Here is a 20,170-nt window from a genome sequence, read left to right as displayed (position 1 = left end):
ACACCGAAAACCCGCCCAAAAAGGGCGGGCACATCGGCATGCCCAAAAACGGCGCTACAGCGGGCGGCCCATGTCGGTGCGGGAGATCTCCACGGCCTTGCGGATCACCTCGGCCAGCGCAGCCTCGACGCGCACGCGTGACTCGTCGTTTTCCAACAAGTCTTTGCGCACCTCGAACATCACGGCCAGCACGGAGGTGTTTTTGTCGTAGTCCACCGGCACGTACGCCCCGACGAACGGTGTATTGCGCTCGACGTTGAACCCGGCGGCGGTGAAGGTGCGGGCGGCTTCGTCGGCAAGCACAGCTGGCGTGTGCACGGAGTGGGTGCCGATGCAGATGTCCGGCAGGAGTTTGCCGGGGTGGATGCGGTACTCGTCGGGTTGGTTGTTGTAGGAGTGCACGTCCACGATCACGGCGCACCCGCAGTCTTGAATGCGTCCGGAGACCAGCTTGGACACCGCGTCGGCGTACGGGAAGTAGTACTCGGCCTTCAGGTCGGCAACGTCCATGTCCAGCGGCCGCAGCGGGTTGCCGTCGCCAAGTTTGAGGAAGATGGCACCGCGCCCGGTGGAGTCCATGGATTCGCGCTCATTGGAAAACCGCCCCGGGTCGGCGACGAGGCGGGAGAGGTTGTTCACGATCATCCACGGCGCGCAGCCGGACTGCTCGGCGGCGGCCGCGGCGAGGGTATCGGTGTGGTCGTCGGTGACGCGGTCGAGCTCGCGCGCGATCTGTTCGTCGGTAGCGATGAAATCGGCTGCGACCTTGGCGGGAATCTCGCGCGAGGCGTGCGGCACGTGCAGGATCACCGGGCAGTCAGTGCTTCCTTCGTGGATGGTGAAGTTCATGGTTCCGCAGGATATAGCGCTTCGGGGCATCGTGCTTCTCGACGGCACCTTCGGCCTCAAACGCATCCAACCAACCTTCCATGGGGAAGGTTCCCCATTTGTCGTGGAACCGGTTGGCGTTGGCGACGATGTCCTCGAGGTGCTCCCACGGCGGCGATGAGACCGGGTGCCACTGGTGGTAGGCATGCGCCCCGCCGACCCAGACGAGCGGGATGTGGTGGCGCTGAAGTTCGCGGGCGAAGTCGGTGTCTTCCCCGCCGTAGCCTTCGAAGGTGGGGTCGAAGCCGCCGAAGTCGCGCTCGATGCGCGCCCAGGTGGTCGTGGTGAGGGCGAACGAGAGGGACCAGAACAGGTCGTAGTTGTCGGCGTCGATGAGCTCGCCGTCGGCCGGGTTGGGGCGGGCGGGGTGCGGGTCGGGGTCGGTGATGCGCAGCTCGCCCTCATTCATGTAGGTCACAGGCCCGGCGGCGACGGCCTCGGGGCGCTCACGCAAAGCCGAAACGTAGCGCGGCACAAGCGCGTCGGAGGCGAGGCAGTCCGCATCCAGGAACACGAGCACCTCGGCGCCGCGCTGGGCAGCCACCTTCGCGCCCAGGTTGCGGGCGGCGGCGAGGTTGCGCGGGCCGGCCACCACGTGGCTTTTCGGCACCGCTTTGGACAGCGCGTCCGCGTCGCCGAGTGCGACGGTGACGTGGTCGACGCCCATCGGCATGAGGTTGACCTGGTGGGTCAGGTGGTCGCGCCGGTTCGCGTCGGCAAGCGTGATCACGCAGGTGGCGGGCTGGCCGGGGTCGTCTGCCACGCCGGCGATGACTTCGGCGGCCCGGCGCGCCGCGCCATCTGTCTGCCAGCGGGCCCAGTCGGTGTCGCGGCGGCGCAGCAGTTCGGGCCATTCGTCGGGGGCGGGGAAGGCGTTTCGTACCGTCGCGAGTCCCTCGAGCGCTTTCGCGCCCGCCTTTTGTTCGGTGAACGGGCGCGGCTGCGGCAGGATCACCGCCGGAGTGTCGGTGGCGGCGAGGTCCGCCACGGAGTTCTGCCCACCGGCGGTCACCGCGATGCCCGCGGACTGCAGCAGCTCCGTCGGGTCGTCGACGTGGTTGTCGCCGCCCAAAAAGGTGAAACGGTACTCGGGGCAGGCGCGCTGCACCGCCTCCCAATCGGCCGGCGACCACGTCGAGCCGCCCAGGCCTGCCATCACCACCACGTGATTCGGGTCTCGCTCGACGTCCTCGCACGGGGTAAGCCGCGAGATCCCTCCGACGGCGTGCAGCCGGTCAGCGTGGGCGCGCAGGTGATCGGGCACTTCGACCCAGTCCGGCCACGCCGCCACGATCGCATCCGCCTGCGCGTACGCCAGCTGGTGTGGGGCGTCGCCGCGGTAGCCCGGCATCGCGTGCACCACCACCGGCACACCCATGATCCGCACGAACGCGGCGACCTCGTTGGACACATCCACGTAGAACGCCTCCGGCTGGTTTTCCGCCACCCAGTCGGCGATCTGCGCGAACCTTGATGCGATCTGCGGCGCCCGGTACGGCGCGTAGTGCAGCGTGCCGCCGGCGGTCATCGCACGCCCGGAGCGCAGTTCGCGTGGGCCGTCGCTGGCGTCGTCGAGAAGCGAAACGTCCCCGCCGGCGGTTGAGAGGATCTGCGCCTCGCGGCCCATCGCGCGCAGTTCGCGCTGGATGGCGCGGCAGCGGTGCATGTGCCCAGAGCCGTGGTGGTGGGCGTAAATGCCGATCATTGTCCTACCTTTCCAAACGCCGCCACCTGGCGGAAGATGTCGGTGTAGTGCTTCGCGGTTTGGGTAAGCGAATGCCTCTCGACGACCCAACGGCGCACCACGTCCCTCTCAAACCCACGCGCCTTAGCAATCGCGGCGGCAAGCGCTGCGACGTCGTCGGCAGGGGCGAGGGCCGCCGGGGCGTCGCGAAGCAGCTCGCCCATGCCGCCGCGGCGAAACGCCGCAACGGGGGTGCCGCAGGCCATCGCCTCGAACGCGACGAGCCCGAATGGTTCCTCCCACCGCGGGCTGACCACCGCGACGCCGCACCCGGCGACAAGTTTGCGCAGTTCCGCGTGGGAGAGCTCGCCGATCCACTGGGCGCCGTCGCCCAGCCGCGGCCCGATCTCGTCGCGGAAGTAGTGGTGGTCGCCGTTGCGCCCCGCCAGCACGAGGGGCACGCCGGCGGCCCGGCAGGCGTCGATGGCCAAGTGGGCGCCCTTTTCCGGCACGAGGCGGCCGAACCACACCGCGGTGCCGCCGCCGCTGCCCGGCCGCCAGAGGTCGACGTTGACACCGTTGGGGATGATCACCGGTTCACTGGGCAGGCGCCAGTCGCGCGCGGTGGTGCGGCTGACGGCGGCGAACCGCCCGGCGCGCAAGCCGGCGGCAGTGATGGCGGCCTGGATCTCCTCGACCATCGGGGTGTGCAGCGTGGTCAGCATCGGCAGCGGCTCCGGCGAGGCGGCCGAGGGGAAGATGTAGGGGTTGAGGCTGTTGTTGTGCACCACGTCGTAGCCGCGCGCGACCAGCAGGCGGCGCAGCCTGACAAACGCGGCGTTTTCGCGCTCGCGCCCGCCTTCCGGGTAGGTGGTGTCGGTGGCTTCCTCGGCGCGTGCGCCCCAGTCCACCCCGGGCAGTTCGAGTGTTTTGTCGTTGCCGTCGGAGCCTTCGGCAGCGAAGAAGTCCACGTCGTGGCCGAGCTCGCGCAGCGCGGCGACCATGGTGTGGCAGAACGCCTCCAGCCCGCCGGCGTACGGCTCGCGCACGGGGTAGCGCGCGGGGCCGACCAGGGCGATGCGGAGTTTGCCGGTGCGCAGGTCGCGCGAGGCGGGTGTCGCGGCAACGGTCACTCGCCCACCACTTTCCGGTAGATCTCCTCGTGTGCGCGGCGCACCTCGCTAAGCTGGCGCGTCCTGTCGCCGGCGTACGGCACCGGCCCGCGGGCGAGCAGCCGCGCCGCAGCCTCGCCGGCCGCGCGGCCGTCGCCGGTGCGGTACACCTCCACCGCCTCCGGCGTGTCGGCTTGCCCGGCGTAGCAGCCGCAGTCCGGCACCGCCACAGGAACACCCAGGTCGCGGCACATTTCCAGCCACCCGGAGTGCGTGCCGCGTGTGTACGGCAAGATACACACCCCGGCGCGGCCCACGGCAGCGTGCAGCTCGTTGTCGCTCATGGGTTCGTGCACCACAGTGCCTATCGACGCCAGCTCCGCTCGCCCATGCACATACACATCCAACGGCACCTGTGCCGCGATATCGCGGTAGAACTGCGTGTCCGCGACCACGTTGGAGCGCACCGACTTCAGAAACACCGCCGCGCGCCCGCCCGGGGCCGCCGCCACCGGCTCCTCGACGATCCGCGGGTGCGGCACCACGCGCACGTCCCCCGCGCCGAAGTCGCGGGTAAGAATCTCGGCGGCTTGGTCGGTGAGGGTGATCAGGGCGGATGCTTCGTCGATAAGCAATTGCAACCGCTTGTGGTGTTCGGTCTGCTCCTCAAGATGCGGGTTGTCCAGGTCGTGGACGGTGAGCACCAGCGGCACCGGCAGCGCGCGGCAAAGCTCAGCGATCTGCGCGGGCGTGCGGTGCTCGAAGCCGAAATGGATGTGCACGAGGTCCACGGCGGGCGGGTCGCGCCAAAACTCGGCCTCGAAGGCGGGGTGCGGCCACCAGTTGCCGTCGATGTCCGGGTCCGGCAAAAACTCCACGCCAGCAGGGCGGATAGCCTGCGTGTACGGGTGACCGGAGGGGATAGACAGAACGCGCACCCCACTAATATAAACGTTTTCGCATACTGTGTTGGCATGTCGTTGCTCGTCGTTGTTGGCAACTGCCAGGCGGAGTCCACCCGCAAGCTTTTAATGTCCACCGGACACTTCACCGGCGAGCGCATCGCCCCTGTCCACGAGCTTGAAGCAGCAGACATGGGGTGGTTTTTGGACCTTGTCGCCCGCGCCGACGTGCTGGTGACCCAGCCGATCCGCGACAACTACCGCGGCCTGCCCGTGGGCACCCGGCAGCTTCGCACTGCGGCGCGGCGTGTGGTCGTGCCGGTGCTACGTTTCGACGGGCTCATGCCGTACCAGGCCATCATCCGCGACCCTTTTGACCCGTCGTTGAACCCGCCGGGGGTGCCGTACCACGACCTGCGCACCTTGGCGGCCGCCGCAGGGCACGCCCCGGCCGCTGCGCCGTCGCCGGAGGCGTTGCGGCGCGCCGCCGCGATGTCCGTCGAGCAGATGCGGCTGCGCGAGCAGGCCCACGGCGCGGTGGTGGTGTCGGACTACCTGGAGACGAACCCGGTGTGGCACACCGTCAACCACCCGGACAACGCGACGCTGGCGTTCATGGCGTCGCGCGTGTTGGAGGAGCTGGGGCTTTCCGACGCCCCCGTGGCCCCCGACTACGAAATGCTCGGCGGGCTAGATGCGCCTATCGACGCCGCGGCCGCCGACGCGCTCGGCGTTTCAGTTACGGGACGCGACACGTGGCGCGAGCGCGGCGGCGGGACAATCGACGCCGACGAGATCCGCGCCGCCCAGCTGGAGTTCTACCGTCAGCGCCCGGCGCTGGTCGCCCACGGGTTGCAGCGCCACGCGGAGCGCCTGGCGAATCTAGGGTTGGTGCAATGAAACATCTCATCGTCGGCCCCGCGGGCCACGGGGTAACCGAGTACGCCCTCGGGCTCGCGCGCGCCACGGGTGCCGAGGTCATCCGCGAGGAGACGTTCGGCGATGCCCCGCTTTCCGGTCCCGTCCACGTCACGTTCACCGACCACCTCTTCGGCGACACCGCCGAGCGCCTGCTGGCGCGCATCGACGGCCCGCTGTCGGTGAGCCTGCACGACATCCCCCAGCCGGAGGAGGGCGCCGAGCGCTACGCACGTCGCGCACGCGTTTACCGCGGGCTCGTGGAGGCGGCGGACGTCGCGGTGGTCAACTCCAACCACGAGGCCTCGTTTTTCGACGCCGCGACAACGGTGATCCGCCTGCCCATCCCGGTCATCGATTCGCCCTTCGACCCCGAGCCGGGCAGCGTCGGCGTGCTGGGGTTTCTCTACCCCGGCAAGGGCCACGAGGACCTCATCGACGCCCTGCCCGACCACCGCCTGCGCTTCCTCGGTGCGGTCTCAAAGGGCCACGAGGACTGGGCCGACACACTCGACGCCGAGATCACGGGCTGGCTCACCGACGCCCAACTCGCGCGTGAAATGGGCCGCATCGCCGTGCCGGTGTGCCCGCACCGCCACTTCTCCGCCTCCGGCTCGCTGATGGCGTGGCTAGGCGCGGGCCGGACCGTGCTGGTGCGCGACTCCGCCTACGCCCGCGAGATCGACGCGTGGCTGCCCGGGCGCGTGACGTTGGTGGCTGACGGGGGCTGGCGGGAGGCCGTCGATAGGCATGAGCCCAAGCAAATCGACCCGCCGCGCTACGGATGGGCCGAAGTCGCGCAACTGTGGGAGGAAACATGGCGTTTAGCTGGCCTGATGTGAGCGTTGTCATCCCGCATTACAACGACGCGGAAGCGCTCGAGCGGGTCGTCGCGGCGGTGCGGGCGCAGGACTACGCGGGCGAGGTGGAGATCATCGTGGCCGACGACGGCTCCGCCGAACCGCCCAAAATCGAGGGGGCGCGCGTGGTGCGCCAGGAGGACAAGGGCTTCCGGGCGGCCGCGGCGCGCAACCTCGGCGCGGACGCTGCGCGCGGCGAGGTGCTCGCGTTTCTCGACGCCGACACCGTGCCCGAGCCCGGCTACCTCTCGGCGGTCGTGCCCCACATCGTGGGGGATGCGCGGGCGGTGGTCGTCGGCGCGCGCCGCACCGGCGCCGAGGATAAAGAGCCGCAATGGCTTATCGACGCCTGGTCCGCCACCGCCAACCTCCGCAACGCCGACCACAGCTCCTGGCGCTACATCATCTCGGCGGTGCTGACGTGCTCGCGCGAGTTCTTCGACGCGGTCGGCGGCTTCGACGGCACGCTCGTCGGCTACGGCGGCGAAGACTGGGAATTCGGCTTCCGTGCCTGGAACGCAGGCGCCACGTTCGTGCACGAGCCGACGGCCGTCGCGCACCACGCGGAGGAGGACTTCGGGCAGCGTTACGACGACCCGGCGGCCGCCACCGCCGTCAAAAACGCCGAGTCGCTGGCGCTGGCCCGGCGCGTCACGCACCCGCTGGCGCGCCCGGACGGGGTCATCTTCGATACCTTCGACCTGCAGGTGGAGGTCCCGGAGCTGGACGGCGAGGGGGTGCGCGACTTCGTCATCGCGGAGTGGCTGAAGGTCGGCGCGTACGTGCGCGTCGCGGAGGTGCCGGCGCTGTTCGCCAACGACCCGCGGGTAGGCACCGCGGAGGTCGAGGCGCGGGTGAGCGTCGCCCTCGGCGCGGGCTGGGCGCCGCAGGACTTGAGCGCGCTTTTGGCTGTGGAGTACGTGCTCTCCCCCGACGGCACCGTGGTGCGCACCAAACGCGCCGCAGCACTCGAGCTGGAGCCGGTCACGGCGCACCCCGAGGACTTCGGGCTGACGCCAGTGGCGGGCCCGCTGCAGCTGGAGCGCTACTTCGCGGGCTGGTGACGCGGCTTACGGCAGCTCCGGCGCGACGCCGGTGCGCTCGTATTCGGCGAGGATGTCGATGCGGCGCTGGTGGCGTTCCTCTTCGCTCCACGGCTGGGACACAAAGGCGTCGACAATCGCGAGCGCCTCCTCTTCGGTGTGCATACGGCCGCCGATGCCGATGAGCTGCGCGTTGTTGTGCTCGCGGGCGAGCTTCGCGGTCTCTTCCGACCACGCCAGGGCGCAGCGGGCACCCTTGACCTTGTTCGCGGCGATCTGCTCGCCGTTGCCGGAGCCGCCGAGCACGATGCCAAGCGAACCCGGGTCGGCCACCACGGCCTCAGCCGCGGCGATGCAGAACGCCGGGTAGTCGTCGGCGGCGTCGTACTCGTGGGCGCCGCAGTCGGTCACCTCGTGGCCCTGGGCCTCAAGGTGGGCCTTGATCTGGTTCTTGCGCTCGAATCCGGCGTGGTCTGCTCCAAGGTAAATACGCATGGCGCTTAGCGTACCTGGGGCATCTCCGTGCGGGTGCGCTTGAGTTCGAAGAAGTACGGGAACTCCGCCAGGCCGACGGCGTGGTCGAACAGCTTGCCGGCCTCTTCGCCTTCCGGCACGCGGGTGATCACGGGGCCGAAGAACGCGTTGTCGCCGAGCTTGACCACCGGGGTGCCCACGTCGTCGCCGACGGCGTCCATGGCGGAGGCGTGGAAGCCGCGCAGCAGGTCGTCGCAGTCGGACGTGTTGGCCACCTCGGCGAAGTGGTCCGGCAGACCGACCTCCGCCAGCGCTTTGGCGATGATCTCGTCGTAGGCGCCGGACCCCTTCTTGCCGCCTTCGCCGCCGGCATGGATCATCGTGCCCATTGTGGTGTACAGCTCGTCGACCTTCTCTGGCTGCTCTTCCTTAACCTTCGCGAACACGCGCGCCGGGCCCCAGTTGGCCTCCATGGCTGCGGCGTAGTCGTCGGGGATGTCGCGGCCGTCGTTAAGCACTGCGAGCGACATGGGCACCCACTCGACCTCGATGTCGCGGACCTTCTCCACCTCTTTGATCCAGCGGGAGGTCTGCCATGCGAACGGGCAGGATACGTCAAACCAGAATTTCACTTGTTCCGTCATGGCGCCCACGATAGCGCGTGTAGGTTGGGGCAGATGAAGACCAATCTGACTCGCAAGGACGCGCAGGCGCGCGCCGAACTGATTTCCAACGTCCGCTACGACATCGCTGTGGACATCACCGGGGCGGAAGAGTTCACCACTGTGAGCACCGTGCATTTCGATTCGAAGGCGGGCACGACCCACTTCGACCTGGTCGCGGCCGGGTTCGAGGCCACCCTCGACGGCGAGGAGACGGGCCGGGAGCTGTCTCTCAGCGACGGCCCCCACACCCTGACCGTCACCTCCCACGACGCCTACAACCGCACCGGCGAAGGCCTGCACAAGTTCACCGACCCGGTGGATGGCAAGGACTACCTGTACACCCAGTTCGAGCCCGCGATGGCGATGAAGGTCTTCGCCGGCTTCGACCAGCCGGATCTGAAGGCCACCTACAAGGTCAGCGTGACGGCCCCGGAGCGCTACACCGTGATCCTCAACGAGGCGGTCGAACGCGCCGACAACGGCGACGGCACCTCCACCTGGACCACCACGATCGACTACCCGCTGTCGACCTACCTCATCGCGATCTGCGCCGGCGAGTTTGAGCGCATCTCCGACACCTACGACGCCGGCGACGGCCGCACCATCGAGCTCGGCCTGTACGCCCGCGCGTCCCTGATCCCCCACATGGATTCGGAGCGCCTGTTCCGCCAGACCAAGGAGGGCTTCGACTTCTACCACGCCAACTTCGGCCGCAAGTACCCGTTCGGCGACAAGTACGACCAGGTGTTCTGCCCGGAGTACAACATGGGCGCGATGGAACACGTCGGGTGCGTGACGTACCGCGACGAGTACATCTTCACCTCCGAGCCGACCCCGTACCGCCTGGAGCGCCGCAACGACACCATCCTGCACGAGATGGCGCACATGTGGTTCGGCGATTTGGTCACGATGCAGTGGTGGGACGATCTGTGGCTCAACGAGTCGTTCGCCACTTGGTCGGCAGCGACGGCGCAGGTGGGTATCGGTGAGTATCCGGAGGCGTGGACGACGTTTGCCACGGTGGAGAAGGCGTGGGCGTATTCGCAGGACCAGCTGCCGTCGACGCACCCGATCGCGGCGGACGCGCCGGACATTGAGACCGCGGAGCAGAACTTCGACGGCATCACCTACGCGAAGGGTGCCAGCGTGCTGAAGCAGCTGCAGGCGTACGTGGGTTACGAGGAGTTCTTCGCGGGCGTGCGTAAGCACTTCGACAACCACGCCTACTCCAACGCTACGTTTGACGATCTTCTCGGCGCGCTCGAGGAAGCTTCGGGCCGCGATTTGTCTAACTGGGCTGAGCAGTGGCTGCGTACTACCGGTGTGTCGCGTCTTTACCCGGAGATTTCGGACACGTTCACTGTGGTGCAGGAGTCGCCGGTGTTGCGCGATCACCGTGTTCGCGTGGGGCTTTATTCGCTTATCGACGGCACCGTGCAGCGCACCCACCAAGTCGAACTCGACATCACCGGCGAGCGCACTGAGATCCCTGAATTTTCAGGCGTGAAACACGATCTCGCCCTGGTGAACGACGAAGACCTCACGTACTGCCTGATGGGTCTCGATGCGGAGCAGCAGCAGTTCGCCGTGGAGCACCTGGGCCAGATTGAGGATTCGCTGGCGAAGACTTTGGTGTGGTCTTCCTTATGGGAGTCTGTGCGCGATGGTCGTCTGCCGGCTCGCAAGTATGTGGAGTTGGTGGCGCGTGAGGTTGGCCCGGACATGCAGGAGCGGATCGCCGCTCAGGCTACTGAGGCTGTGAAGCGCTACGTTGACCCGGCGTGGCGCCGCACCGGTTTCGATCTGTTGAACGAGGCGTTCCGTGGCCAGGAGCCGAAGGCGGTGTTCGACCGTGCGCTTGCCCGTCTGGAGCCGACTGAGGAGACGGTTGAGTACTTCAAGGATTTGCTGAAGTCTTCTGAGAATCAGGAGGTTCGTTGGTTGGCGATCACGAACCTCATCGCCGCCGGCGCCCTGCCGCTGGAGGCCGCGGATGAGGAGCAGGACGAGACGTCGGAGGGCGCGATTTCGCGTCTGCGGGCGAGGGCGGTCGTCGATAAGCGTTGGGCTTGGGACAAGCTCATGAACGACGACCTGACCAACCTTGAGGCCCGCTACCTCATGGACGGACTCACCTTTACCGATGCAGACCTTGAGGGGTTGACCGACGAGTACTTCCGCGCCGCGCCGGCTTTGTGGGATCGTTTGACCAACGAGATGGCGCAGCGCACCCTGGAGGGCATGTACCCGCGTTGGGATGTCACACAGGCGGCGGTTGAGAAGGCAAACGCTCTGCTTAACGCGGACGTCCCGAACGGTTTGAAGCGCGTCATCGCCGAAGGCCAAGACCGCGCAGCACGCGCAGTGCGCAACCGCGCGGCCGACGCCGCAGCAAACTAAAGCTGCTTGAGGGCTTGTTCGAGGTCGGCGATGAGGTCGGCCTCCTCCTCGATGCCCACCGAGATGCGCACGAGCTCGCCCGGCACCTCGAGCGCGGAGCCGGCGACGGAAACGTGCGTCATGGTGGCGGGGTGCTCGAGCAAGCTCTCCACGCCGCCTAGGGACTCCGCCAGGCAGAACAGCTTGGTGGACTTGCAAAACGTCTTGGCCTGCTCGGTGGTCTGAAACAGCACGGAGACCATGCCGCCGAAGCGGGTCATCTGCTTCGCGGCCACCTCGTGGCCCGGGTGGGTTTCCAGGCCCGGGTAGCACACGCGCGCGACCTGGGGCTGGGCATCCAAGAACTTTGCGACGGCTTCCGCATTGTCGCAGTGCTTGTCCATGCGCACGGAAAGCGTCTTGAGGCCGCGGCCGGTGAGGTAGGTGTCGAACGGGGACGGGTTCGCGCCGACCCAGCCGAAGAAGAAGCGCAGCTGCTCGTGGAAGCCGGGCACGCGCGCGTCGTCGCCGCAGACGATGCCGCCGACGACGTCCGAGTGGCCGCCGATGTACTTCGTGGTGGAGTGCACCACCACGTCCGCGCCGAGGTCGAACGGTTTTTGCAGGTACGGCGAGGCGAAGGTGTTGTCCACCACCAGCGTGGCCTGCTTTTTCACGGCGGCGATGGCTTCGATGTCCACGATGTCCAGCATCGGGTTCGTCGGCGTTTCCACCCAGATGGCCTTGGTGTTGTCCTGCACCGCCGCGGCGACCTCTTCCGGGTTGGTCATGTCCACCACGGTGTTCTCCACGCCCCACTGTGTGAACACTTGCTGGATCAGGCGGTAGGTGCCGCCGTAGGCGTCGTTGGACACGACGATGTGGTCGCCGGGTTTGAGCAGGATGCGCAGGATGACGTCGATAGCCGCCATGCCCGAGGAGTAGGCCACGGCGTACTCGGCGCCCTCCAGCGCCGCGACCGCCTTTTCCAGTGCGGTGACGGTGGGGTTGCCCACGCGGGTGTACTCATAGCCGCCGCGCAGCTCCGCCAGCCCGTCCTGGGCGAACGTGGTGGAGGCGTAGATCGGCGTGTTGATCGGCCCGTACAGGCTGTCGGGTTCGTAGCCGGCGTGAATGGCGTCGGTAGCAAATCCAGTCATGTCTGCAAACAGTAGACCAAGCGGTTCATTCCGCGGGCATTTTTATGCACTAGACTCGTGCCCGATGAAAGCGCAATCAGAAACAGTGGAAAAAGTCGACGAAGCCGTCACGGGCGTGAGCAACTGGTGGAACGACCCGGCCACCCACGAACTCGTGGTGGAGCGTCCCGTGAAGATCCTGCTGATCATCGTGGTGGCGCTGGTGCTGAGCTGGGTGGCGCGCAAGGTGATCAACCGCGCCACCCGCCACGGCATTGAGCGCACTCCCCTGATCGCCCCCACCGCCGAAGACACCCCGCAGTACCGCGCCCAGGAGGCCCGCCGCCGGCAGCGCATGAAGACGCTGGGCAACGTGGGCCGTTCTGTCGCCGCGATTGTGATTTGGACGTGGGCGATTCTCGCCGTGCTGGATCAGCTGGGAGTGAACGTGGCGCCGTTGATCGCGTCCGCCGGTGTGGTCGGCGTGGCCATCGGTTTTGGCGCGCAGTCGCTGGTGAAGGACTTCTTCTCCGGCATGTTCATCCTCATCGAGAACCAGTTTGGCGTGGGCGACACTATCCAGGTCGGAGATGTGGTCGGCGAGGTGGAGGAGATGTCGCTGCGCATCACCACCCTGCGCGACATCGACGGTGCGCTGTGGCACATCCGCAACGGCGATATCGAGCAGGTGGGCAACCACTCGGCACGCTTTTCCACGGCGCGTCTGCAGATCCCGGTGTCGGTCATGGCAAATCCGGACAAGGTCTCGCGCGTCATCGAGGACACCGCCGTCGCCGCGTGCCAGGACCCGGAGATCCGCAATCTGGTCATGGGCACGCCGACGATGTTGGGCCCCAGCGAGTTCAACCCGACCTACGTGTCGTTCCGTTTGAGCGTGACCACGATGCCGGGCGAGCAGTGGGGCGTGGCCCGCCACCTGAACCACCGCATCCTCGCGGCGCTGCACGAGCAGGACGTGGTGCTCACGGCGATGGATTCTGTGCTTGTAGAGATGAAGGAGAGCAATGGAGATCGGCCCTAAGCAGGAGCAGACGCTTTACGACGCCGTCGGTGGCGACGCGTTCTTCCACCGCCTCGTCGAAGGCTTTTACACGCAGGTCAAAAAGGACGACCTCATCGGCCCGATGTACCCGGACCAGGACTGGGACGGCGCGCAGAACCGCCTGCGCTGGTTTTTGGTGCAGTACTGGGGCGGCCCACGCACCTTCCAGGAAAAGCGCGGCAACCCGATGCTGCGCAAGCGCCACCTCCCCTTCGCCATCGGTGAGGCGGAGGCGGACCGCTGGTTGGAGCTCATGGGCAATTCCATGGAGCAATTTACTGACGACGAGCTGCCGCCCGCCTACCGCGCCCAAATGTGGAACCACATGCAGCGCGTAGCCTACATGATGATCAACCAGGGCCCGCGGGCGTATTAGAACAGCAGGTTCGGCCGGGTGCTGCGGTAGACGGAGCCGAACGGCGCGTCTAGGCGCACCCAGCTGCCTGAGGTTGCAACGCGCAGGTGGCGCGGGATTTCGGCGGGGGCTTCGAAGCCGGGGATGAGCCCGAGGGCGGTGCAGGCGAAGATCATCCGCATGGGAATCTCCACCGGGTTGTCGCTGTCGGCATCGGCGGTGAGCACGGTGCCGTCGAGAAGTGAGCGGGGCGGGCCGGCCGGGCCGGAGAATTGGCGGGCCAGGTTGCGGCCCTCGTCGGCCAGGCGGCGGGCGACGCCGATGGGGACTTCCTCGCGGGCGATGAAGCCGCTGGCCGGCGGCAGGGCCCCGGGCCAGGCGGCGTCGCGGGCGGGGCCGACCTCGGCCTCCCCGGACTTCAGCGCGTCGAGCAAATCGCGAGCGCTGACGGTGGCGCCGGGGTGCGTGGTGGTGCCGGAGGTGCGTCGAGAAGCAATAGCATCAAACGGCGTGGTCACAAACACGTCGAGCTGGCCCTCCCCCACCTTTTGGATGCGCGCGGAAGCCTGGGCGTCCAGCGCGAGCGCACGCGAAAGCAGCGCGGTGAGCCCGCGCGCGCCGCGCTCGATGCGAACCTCGACCACTTAGGCCCCGGCCGTCTTTGACAGGATGCCGATCTCCTTCTGCGTGATCTCGCGCGGCGAGGTCGTGGTGGTATCCACCGTGACCTGCACGCACTCGACCACGCAGCAGACCTTGCCCTGCGCATCCTTGATTTCCTGGCGGGTGGTGAACGACGTGTTGCCCACATTCGACACCTGCGTCTCCACCGTCACCTCCGTGGTATTCGGCAGGATCGGGCGGACGTAATCCACCTCGAGGCGGCGGACGAACACCACGAACTCGTGGCCCTGGGAGTAGAAGAACTCCTGCGCGAACGCCAGGCGCGCCTCCTGGGCGAGCTCGATGTAGGCGGAGTTGGTCACGTGCCCGTAGCGGTCGAAGTCGCTCCAGCGCACCGGGATGGTGTGGACGTGGATCTCAGCCATGGTGTGCTCCTAGCGGGTGAGCTTGCGGTGGGTGACGCGCGACGGCTTGGCGGCCTCTTCGCCGAGGCGCTCGACCTTGTTGGCCTCGTAGTCGCCGAAGTTGCCCTCGAACCAGAACCACTTGCCTTCTTCCACGTTGCCCTCCCAGGCGAGGATGTGGGTGCAGGTGCGGTCCAGGAACCAGCGGTCGTGCGAGATCACCACAGCGCAGCCCGGGAAGGCCTGCAGCGCGTTTTCCAGCGAGCCGAGCGTTTCGACGTCCAGGTCGTTGGTCGGCTCATCCAGCAGGATCAGGTTGCCGCCCTGCTTCAGCGTCAGCGCCAGGTTCAGGCGGTTGCGCTCGCCGCCGGAGAGGACCTTGGACGGCTTCTGCTGGTCCGGGCCCTTGAAGCCGAAGGCGGACAGGTAGGCGCGCGACGGCATCTCGTTCTGGCCGACGTGGATGTAGTCCAGGCCGTCGGAGACGACCTCCCAGACGGTCTGCTCCGGGTCGATGTTCTCGCGGTTCTGGTCCACGTACGAGATCTTGACGGTGTCGCCGACCTCCACGGAGCCGGAATCGGCCTCCTCCAGGCCAACGATGGTCTTGAACAGCGTGGACTTACCTACACCGTTGGGGCCGATGACGCCGACGATGCCGTTGCGCGGCAGGGTGAACGACAGGTCCTTGATCAGCACACGGCCGTCGAAGCCCTTGTTCAGGTCCTCCACCTCGACGACCTTGTTGCCCAGGCGCGGCGGGGTCGGGATCTGGATTTCCTCGAAGTCGAGCTTGCGGTACTGCTCGGCCTCTGCCGCCATCTCCTCGTAGCGCTCCAGACGGGCCTTGTTCTTGGCCTGGCGGGCCTTCGGCGAGGAGCGGACCCAGTCCAGCTCCTTCTTCAGGCGCTTCTGCAGCTTCTGGTCCTTCTTGCCGGCGACTTCGAGGCGCTCGGCCTTCTTCTCCAGGTAGGTGGAGTAGTTGCCCTCGTAGGGGTAGAGCTTGCCGCGGTCGACCTCGCAGATCCACTCGGCGACGTTGTCCAGGAAGTAGCGGTCGTGGGTAATCGCCAGCACGGCACCCGGGTAGGTCTGCAGGTGCTTCTCCAGCCACAGCACGCTCTCGGCGTCGAGGTGGTTGGTGGGCTCGTCGAGGAGCAGCAGGTCCGGCTCGCTCAGCAGCAGTTTCGCAAGTGCTACTCGACGGCGCTCGCCACCGGACAGGTTGGTCACCGGTGCGTCGGAAGGCGGGCAGCGCAGTGCCTCCATGGCCTGCTCGATCTTGGAGTCGATCTCCCACGCGTCGGCCGCATCGAGCTCTTCCTGCAGCTTGCCCATCTCTTCCATGAGCTCGTCGGAGTAGTTCGTCGCCATCTCCTCGGCGATCTCCTCGAAGCGCTGCTTCTTCTCAAACAGTTCGCCGAGGCCCTCCTCGACGTTGCCGCGTACGGTCTTTTCCTCGTTCAGCGGCGGCTCCTGCAGCAGGATGCCCACGGACGCGCCCGGCTGGAGGAACGCCTCGCCGTTGTTCGGCTGGTCGATGCCTGCCATGATCTTGAGCAGCGACGACTTACCGGCGCCGTTCGGGCCCACGACGCCGATCTTGGCGCCCGGGTAAAACGCCATGGTGACGTTGTCCAGGATGACCTTCTCGCCGATGGCTCGGCGGACGTTTTTCATCGTGTAGATGAACTCAGCCACTACGAATCCCCTTTGTTAGTGCGGAGGTAAATACCGCACTTAGGGTACATGACGCACGCGTGCGCCCCACCGCTTCCAAGGCGCACCTGAAGCGGCGGGGCGAGGACTGCGAAAAACTAGAACGGGGCGCCGCCGGTGGCGGCGAGCTCCTCCCCTGCTGTGTCTGTGTCGGTGTCGGCGTCGTTGCGGGTGACCCCGTCGACGTCCTCGGCGCTGACGCGGCGCTCCTCCACCTCCGGCGTGTCCGAGAAGCTGCCCCAGCCGCCCTTGGGCTCGGCGTTTTCGGCATCTTCGCCGTTGAGCTTCTTGTTCAGTGCCTTGGCGTCCATCGCCTTGGGCATCTCGTGGCCGTCGATCGCGTTGCCGGAGGCAGACGTGCGCACCGAGTTGACCTGGTAGCGCGCGAGATCGAACGCGACGTGGCGCGCCTTGAGCGTGGTCTTGGAGCGCAGCGCCGGCTCGCCCTTGTCGTCCTTGCCCTCCCAGTACTCGTGGACCAGCTTGCCGATCACAATCACCGGGAAGCCCTTGCGCAGCGACGCGCCGGCGTTGACCGCGAGCTGTCCCCAGCACTCGACGTCGACGTAGAACTGGTTGTAGTCGCGCCAGACGTCGTCGCCGTTGTCGTTCTTTTCTTTCTTCACGTCCGAGGTGGCCACGCGGAAGCGCAGCACGGCGTTGCCCGAGTCGAAGGTTTTGAAGTACGGCTCGGCGATGAGGTTGCCGAGCAGCGTGTAGTCGATGTTGGCCATTTTCAAGGCCCCTTTCTGCTTGCGTGCGGATGGTGTGCGGTTGCGGGGGCGGGTGTGCCGTCGATAAGCAATTGCCCCCTGCGCGAGCAGAGTCGCACGAAACGTAAGGCAGAAAAAGGGGTCGGCCAAATTGTGGATAACTTCACCTGAGAAATTCACAATCCGCAGCTAGCGGCCATGAATTTGGGAAAGCATCTCGTTGTAGCGGCGCCATTCCTCGTCGTCGGTTTCCTCCGCGCGGCGGTCCGAGGCGGCCGTTTCCGCCTTATCCTCGCGCCACCAACGGATGAACAGCTCGCCGAAGACGATCACCAGCGGGAAGGAACCGGACGCCCACGCGATGCCGCCGCCGTCCTTCTGCACGGCCAAAAGGTCCGGGTTCCACGGCAGTTCCAGCGAGCGGTAGAACTCCTCGCCCATCACGGAGCCGAGCTGCATGAGGTACACGCCCATGAACAGGTGGAACGGCATGGACACCCACAGCCACAACAGGCGCACCTTCGCGGTGGGGCGGCCCTCGATTTCGTCGGGGCCGATGAGCTCCCAGAAGTAGAGGTAGCCGGAGATGAGAAACGCCGCGTTCATGATCACGTGGCCGGCGTGCTCGGAGATCATGAGCTCGTAGAACGGCTGGATCACGTACATGGCGTAGAAGAACACCAAAAACTGGATGGTGGACACCGGCGAGAACGTCACCGCGCGCAGAAACTTCGAGCGCTGGAAGCTTTCCGCCCACAGCCGCGGGTTGAATTCGCCGGCCGGGTATGCCTCGCGCACGAGTGTCAGCGGCGCGCCGAGCACCAGGAACACCGGCACGCCCATGGACAGGATCATATGCACCGTCATGTGCGCGGAGTAGGAGGCGGGCATGTGCATGCCCATGCCGGAGCTCAGCGTGACGACGACCATCGCGCAGCCGGCCAGCCACCACAGCGTGCGCGCAACCGGCCAGCCGTCCACCCGGCGGACAAGGTGGAGGTAGTACGCCGCAAGCAGGATCGCAATGACGCTGAACAGCAGCTCCGGGCGCCAGGTAGTCAGCCAGTTCGTCCAGGTCAGCGACTCGGTGAGGTTGTAGCCCATCTGGATCTGCATGCGGGTCAGGTTCGGGTCCAGCGGCGGCGGGGGCGGGGTGCGGCCGAGCGTGACGGCCAGACCGGATATCGCCGCCATGATGAGCACCTCGCCCGCGGCAAGGCGGGTGAACGCCCTGGGCTGGGTTTCAAGCTGTGGGATGGTGCGCTCGCGGTGCACGTAGCCGATCATGCCGAGGACGACGATGCCGACGGTTTTGATGATGAGCACCCAGCCGTAGTTGTACTGCGTCAGGTCCTCCAGGCGCACCCGCACCAGCGCGTTGACCACACCCGAGACGGCCATGGCCAGGATGGAAAACAGCGCGATGCGGGAGTAGCGCTGGGTGGCGGCGGGGAGGCCGGGGCCTCGTCGTAAAGCATGTGCGACGACCGCCATCAGCCCGCCCACCCAGAGCAGCATGGACACGAGGTGCCAGATCAGGGAGTTGGTGCCGAAGTCGTGCGCGCCGCCGGTGGCCGAGTGGCCCGTCAGCGCGATCGGCATGACCACCACGATCGCGCCCAGAAACAGCCAGACCTGAGACCACCAGCTGGACGCGGTGTAGCCGAACGCCGCGACGACGGCGGCGAATGCGGCGACGATGAGCCACACGCGCGCATCCGCGACCTGGTCCAGCGCCTGCGACCACGCGGCTGCCTCGAACAGGACGGTTTTGAGCGGCTGGCCGGAGACGTCCGAAAGCACCAGCGGGATCATGACCAGCCCGATCAGCGCGATGCCCGCGCTGGCGTGGGCGCCGGTGCGCGAGGCGAGGTGGCCGTCGACCGTCAGGCGCGCGCCGTTGAGATCTTGTTGGGTCTGCTTCGGCGGGATGAAGAAAGCCGCAAGCAAAAACGAGCCCGTGGCCAGCGCCATGAGCAGCCACGCGACGCCCCTCAGTGCCGGCAGGCCCACCGTGGTGGCCGCTCCCGGATCCGGGATGCCCAGCTCCGCGAGCGAGCCGCCCGAGAACGTCTCCCCCACCGCGCCGGCGACAACGGCCGCGATGGCGAATGCGGCCAGATACAGCGGCCAAGCGGGGGCGACGGTGCGAGTGCGGGCGGGTGCAGTCATGCCGCATACCCTACTTTCGCGCTGCGCAGAGCCATAACTACAATCAGCCGGTGTTGCCCCCATAGCTCAGTGGATTAGAGCATCCGGTTTCTACCCGGCTGGTCGCGGGTTCGAATCCTGCTGGGGGCGCAAATTTCGGCTTTGAGCAGGCACTTTACTGAGCCGGCTACCACTGGGCAGCATGACCGACGAACCGCGCAGATTCGCATAGAGTGCGACCGACGGGGCGCTCAATATCGTGGATAGATAGCCCACTGCAACAAGTAGACAAAAACCATGGGTAGCCCGCAGAGACTGGCAATCACGTAAATGGTCCTGACCGTGTTGGCGGAGGTTCCGTATGTTTCAGCTACTCCAGCACAGACCCCTGCTATGAGCTTGCCCTCCTCGACTTTGTGCCATTTTTCTCGCTGGGACATTATGAACATCCTTACTCAAATGTCGAGAGGTCGCTATTGCTGCTTGCCACGTTAATCTGGCGACTCCCCGGTCGTGGCAAGTTCAACCGTTAGAACCACCTACATGCCGGGTTCCAATCCTGCCGGGGCGCTTTCTTTTGCATGGTCAGGGCAGGAATTCGGTGTGGGGTCCCGCTCACGGCGCCGAGTGTTCGAAAACACGGGTTCTAATGTCGGAGCTGGTGCCTATGCTGCAGCCACAAAAGTTCAACACAGTTGCACAACAACCATCTCGCACGCTATCTTTTACCTCGGACGCACTACGGTGCTCCACTTCCGAGGCTCGTGCGAAAGCGCGAGCTTTCGTGCATTTAAGGGGAAAAATGTACATCGGCTATTTCGACGAGTTCGGCCACAATGGCGCCTATATCTCGCGACACGACCCAAGCTATAAGACCCACCCCGTATTCGGGATAGGCGGGTTTATCATCCCTGCCCACAACGTACGTCAGCTGTCAGGAACGTTCCGGCACATCAAGGAGTCCGGCCTCAAAGCCGAAATCGACGCGAAGGTCATAGCTAAAGGTAAGCGTGTCGAGGAATGGGAAAAGAAAGGCGCAGCTCTTCTCTGTTTAGACCACGTGTTTAGTAACGGTGT

Annotated in this window: 20 protein-coding genes and 1 tRNA gene; 8 read left to right on the top strand and 13 right to left on the bottom strand. The window is 66.4% G+C overall.

Annotated features, from left to right (window positions below; all coding sequences use genetic code 11):
- Positions 1-54 precede the first annotated feature (54 nt).
- From HMPREF2791_RS05865 to HMPREF2791_RS05850, 4 genes are read right to left on the bottom strand one after another with little or no spacing between them, the layout of a single operon-like run.
- Positions 55-849, bottom strand: a complete 795-nt coding sequence (locus HMPREF2791_RS05865) for an N-formylglutamate amidohydrolase (protein WP_070844720.1) — start codon at positions 847-849, stop codon at positions 55-57.
- Positions 818-2,593 (bottom strand): glycosyltransferase, encoded by a 1,776-nt coding sequence (locus HMPREF2791_RS05860; protein WP_070844719.1) that lies wholly within the window; start codon positions 2,591-2,593, stop codon positions 818-820. The genes HMPREF2791_RS05865 and HMPREF2791_RS05860 overlap by 32 nt, the downstream gene beginning before the upstream one ends.
- A complete protein-coding gene (locus HMPREF2791_RS05855) occupies positions 2,590-3,705 on the bottom strand; it encodes a glycosyltransferase (protein WP_246825471.1) in 1,116 nt (371 codons plus the stop codon). Before HMPREF2791_RS05855 ends, HMPREF2791_RS05860 begins: the two co-directional genes overlap by 4 nt.
- The gene (locus HMPREF2791_RS05850; RefSeq protein ID WP_246825470.1) at positions 3,702-4,622 is read right to left on the bottom strand and encodes a glycosyltransferase family 4 protein; all 921 of its coding nucleotides are present in this window, start codon (positions 4,620-4,622) and stop codon (positions 3,702-3,704) included. The genes HMPREF2791_RS05855 and HMPREF2791_RS05850 overlap by 4 nt, the downstream gene beginning before the upstream one ends.
- Before the next feature lie 36 nt (positions 4,623-4,658).
- Here HMPREF2791_RS05850 and HMPREF2791_RS05845 point away from each other — a divergent pair, with 36 nt between their 5' ends.
- Genes HMPREF2791_RS05845 through HMPREF2791_RS11840 form a run of 3 tightly spaced genes read left to right on the top strand, consistent with a single transcriptional unit; the run spans position 4,659 to position 7,428 of the window.
- Entirely contained in the window at positions 4,659-5,486 is an 828-nt protein-coding gene (locus tag HMPREF2791_RS05845; protein WP_070844717.1) for a WcbI family polysaccharide biosynthesis putative acetyltransferase, read from the top strand.
- A complete protein-coding gene (locus HMPREF2791_RS11845) occupies positions 5,483-6,346 on the top strand; it encodes a glycosyltransferase family protein (protein ID WP_070844716.1) in 864 nt (287 codons plus the stop codon). Before HMPREF2791_RS05845 ends, HMPREF2791_RS11845 begins: the two co-directional genes overlap by 4 nt.
- On the top strand, positions 6,322-7,428 hold the full coding sequence (locus HMPREF2791_RS11840; protein WP_070844715.1) for a glycosyltransferase family 2 protein: 1,107 nt from the start codon (positions 6,322-6,324) through the stop codon (positions 7,426-7,428). The genes HMPREF2791_RS11845 and HMPREF2791_RS11840 overlap by 25 nt, the downstream gene beginning before the upstream one ends.
- Positions 7,429-7,434: 6 nt before the next feature.
- On the opposite strand, the gene HMPREF2791_RS05830 is transcribed toward HMPREF2791_RS11840, so the two are convergent.
- Complete coding sequence (locus HMPREF2791_RS05830; RefSeq protein ID WP_070475701.1) at positions 7,435-7,902, bottom strand: ribose-5-phosphate isomerase; 468 nt, start codon at positions 7,900-7,902, stop codon at positions 7,435-7,437.
- 5 nt (positions 7,903-7,907) lie between these two features.
- Positions 7,908-8,525 (bottom strand): DsbA family protein, encoded by a 618-nt coding sequence (locus tag HMPREF2791_RS05825; protein ID WP_070475698.1) that lies wholly within the window; start codon positions 8,523-8,525, stop codon positions 7,908-7,910.
- A gap of 33 nt (positions 8,526-8,558) precedes the next feature.
- Between HMPREF2791_RS05825 and pepN the strand changes: the two genes are divergently transcribed.
- On the top strand, positions 8,559-10,946 hold the full coding sequence (pepN, locus tag HMPREF2791_RS05820) for an aminopeptidase N (RefSeq protein ID WP_070475695.1): 2,388 nt from the start codon (positions 8,559-8,561) through the stop codon (positions 10,944-10,946).
- Here the strand turns inward: pepN and HMPREF2791_RS05815 are convergent.
- On the bottom strand, positions 10,943-12,085 hold the full coding sequence (locus tag HMPREF2791_RS05815; protein ID WP_070475692.1) for a cystathionine gamma-synthase: 1,143 nt from the start codon (positions 12,083-12,085) through the stop codon (positions 10,943-10,945). The genes pepN and HMPREF2791_RS05815 overlap by 4 nt on opposite strands.
- 64 nt (positions 12,086-12,149) lie before the next feature.
- Between HMPREF2791_RS05815 and HMPREF2791_RS05810 the strand changes: the two genes are divergently transcribed.
- Both HMPREF2791_RS05810 and HMPREF2791_RS05805 read left to right on the top strand, forming a co-directional pair.
- Complete coding sequence (locus HMPREF2791_RS05810) at positions 12,150-13,106, top strand: mechanosensitive ion channel family protein (RefSeq protein ID WP_070844714.1); 957 nt, start codon at positions 12,150-12,152, stop codon at positions 13,104-13,106.
- Positions 13,090-13,503: a globin gene (locus HMPREF2791_RS05805; RefSeq protein WP_070844713.1), complete on the top strand. Its 414-nt coding sequence runs from the start codon at positions 13,090-13,092 to the stop codon at positions 13,501-13,503. The genes HMPREF2791_RS05810 and HMPREF2791_RS05805 overlap by 17 nt, the downstream gene beginning before the upstream one ends.
- Here the strand turns inward: HMPREF2791_RS05805 and HMPREF2791_RS05800 are convergent.
- From HMPREF2791_RS05800 to HMPREF2791_RS05780, 5 genes are all read right to left on the bottom strand, one after another.
- Positions 13,500-14,126, bottom strand: a complete 627-nt coding sequence (locus HMPREF2791_RS05800) for a DUF8185 domain-containing protein (protein ID WP_070844712.1) — start codon at positions 14,124-14,126, stop codon at positions 13,500-13,502. The genes HMPREF2791_RS05805 and HMPREF2791_RS05800 overlap by 4 nt on opposite strands.
- Positions 14,127-14,531, bottom strand: a complete 405-nt coding sequence (locus tag HMPREF2791_RS05795; RefSeq protein ID WP_070844711.1) for an acyl-CoA thioesterase — start codon at positions 14,529-14,531, stop codon at positions 14,127-14,129.
- Positions 14,532-14,540: 9 nt separating this feature from the next.
- Entirely contained in the window at positions 14,541-16,211 is a 1,671-nt protein-coding gene (gene ettA / locus HMPREF2791_RS05790) for an energy-dependent translational throttle protein EttA (RefSeq protein WP_070844710.1), read from the bottom strand.
- 116 nt (positions 16,212-16,327) lie between these two features.
- Positions 16,328-16,963, bottom strand: coding sequence for a single-stranded DNA-binding protein (locus tag HMPREF2791_RS05785; protein WP_070844709.1), 636 nt, complete (start codon positions 16,961-16,963; stop codon positions 16,328-16,330).
- A gap of 168 nt (positions 16,964-17,131) precedes the next feature.
- Positions 17,132-19,114, bottom strand: coding sequence for a bifunctional copper resistance protein CopD/cytochrome c oxidase assembly protein (locus tag HMPREF2791_RS05780; RefSeq protein ID WP_070844708.1), 1,983 nt, complete (start codon positions 19,112-19,114; stop codon positions 17,132-17,134).
- Between the two features lie 55 nt (positions 19,115-19,169).
- Here HMPREF2791_RS05780 and HMPREF2791_RS05775 point away from each other — a divergent pair.
- Positions 19,170-19,243: transfer RNA gene (locus tag HMPREF2791_RS05775), tRNA-Arg, on the top strand.
- A 101-nt stretch (positions 19,244-19,344) separates the two neighbouring features.
- On the opposite strand, the gene HMPREF2791_RS11585 is transcribed toward HMPREF2791_RS05775, so the two are convergent.
- The gene (locus tag HMPREF2791_RS11585) at positions 19,345-19,533 is read right to left on the bottom strand and encodes a PspC domain-containing protein (protein ID WP_070475724.1); all 189 of its coding nucleotides are present in this window, start codon (positions 19,531-19,533) and stop codon (positions 19,345-19,347) included.
- A gap of 362 nt (positions 19,534-19,895) precedes the next feature.
- On the opposite strand from HMPREF2791_RS11585, the gene HMPREF2791_RS05770 reads away from it, so the two are divergent.
- A partial coding sequence (locus HMPREF2791_RS05770) for a DUF3800 domain-containing protein (RefSeq protein ID WP_141764928.1) occupies positions 19,896-20,170 on the top strand: 275 nt, incomplete at its 3' end.

The sequence above is a fragment of the Corynebacterium sp. HMSC034A01 genome, assembly GCF_001838175.1.
GTDB lineage: Bacteria > Actinomycetota > Actinomycetes > Mycobacteriales > Mycobacteriaceae > Corynebacterium.
The sequence above is the reverse complement of the archived record's forward strand: the minus strand, read 5'-3'. Positions and strand labels throughout refer to the sequence as shown.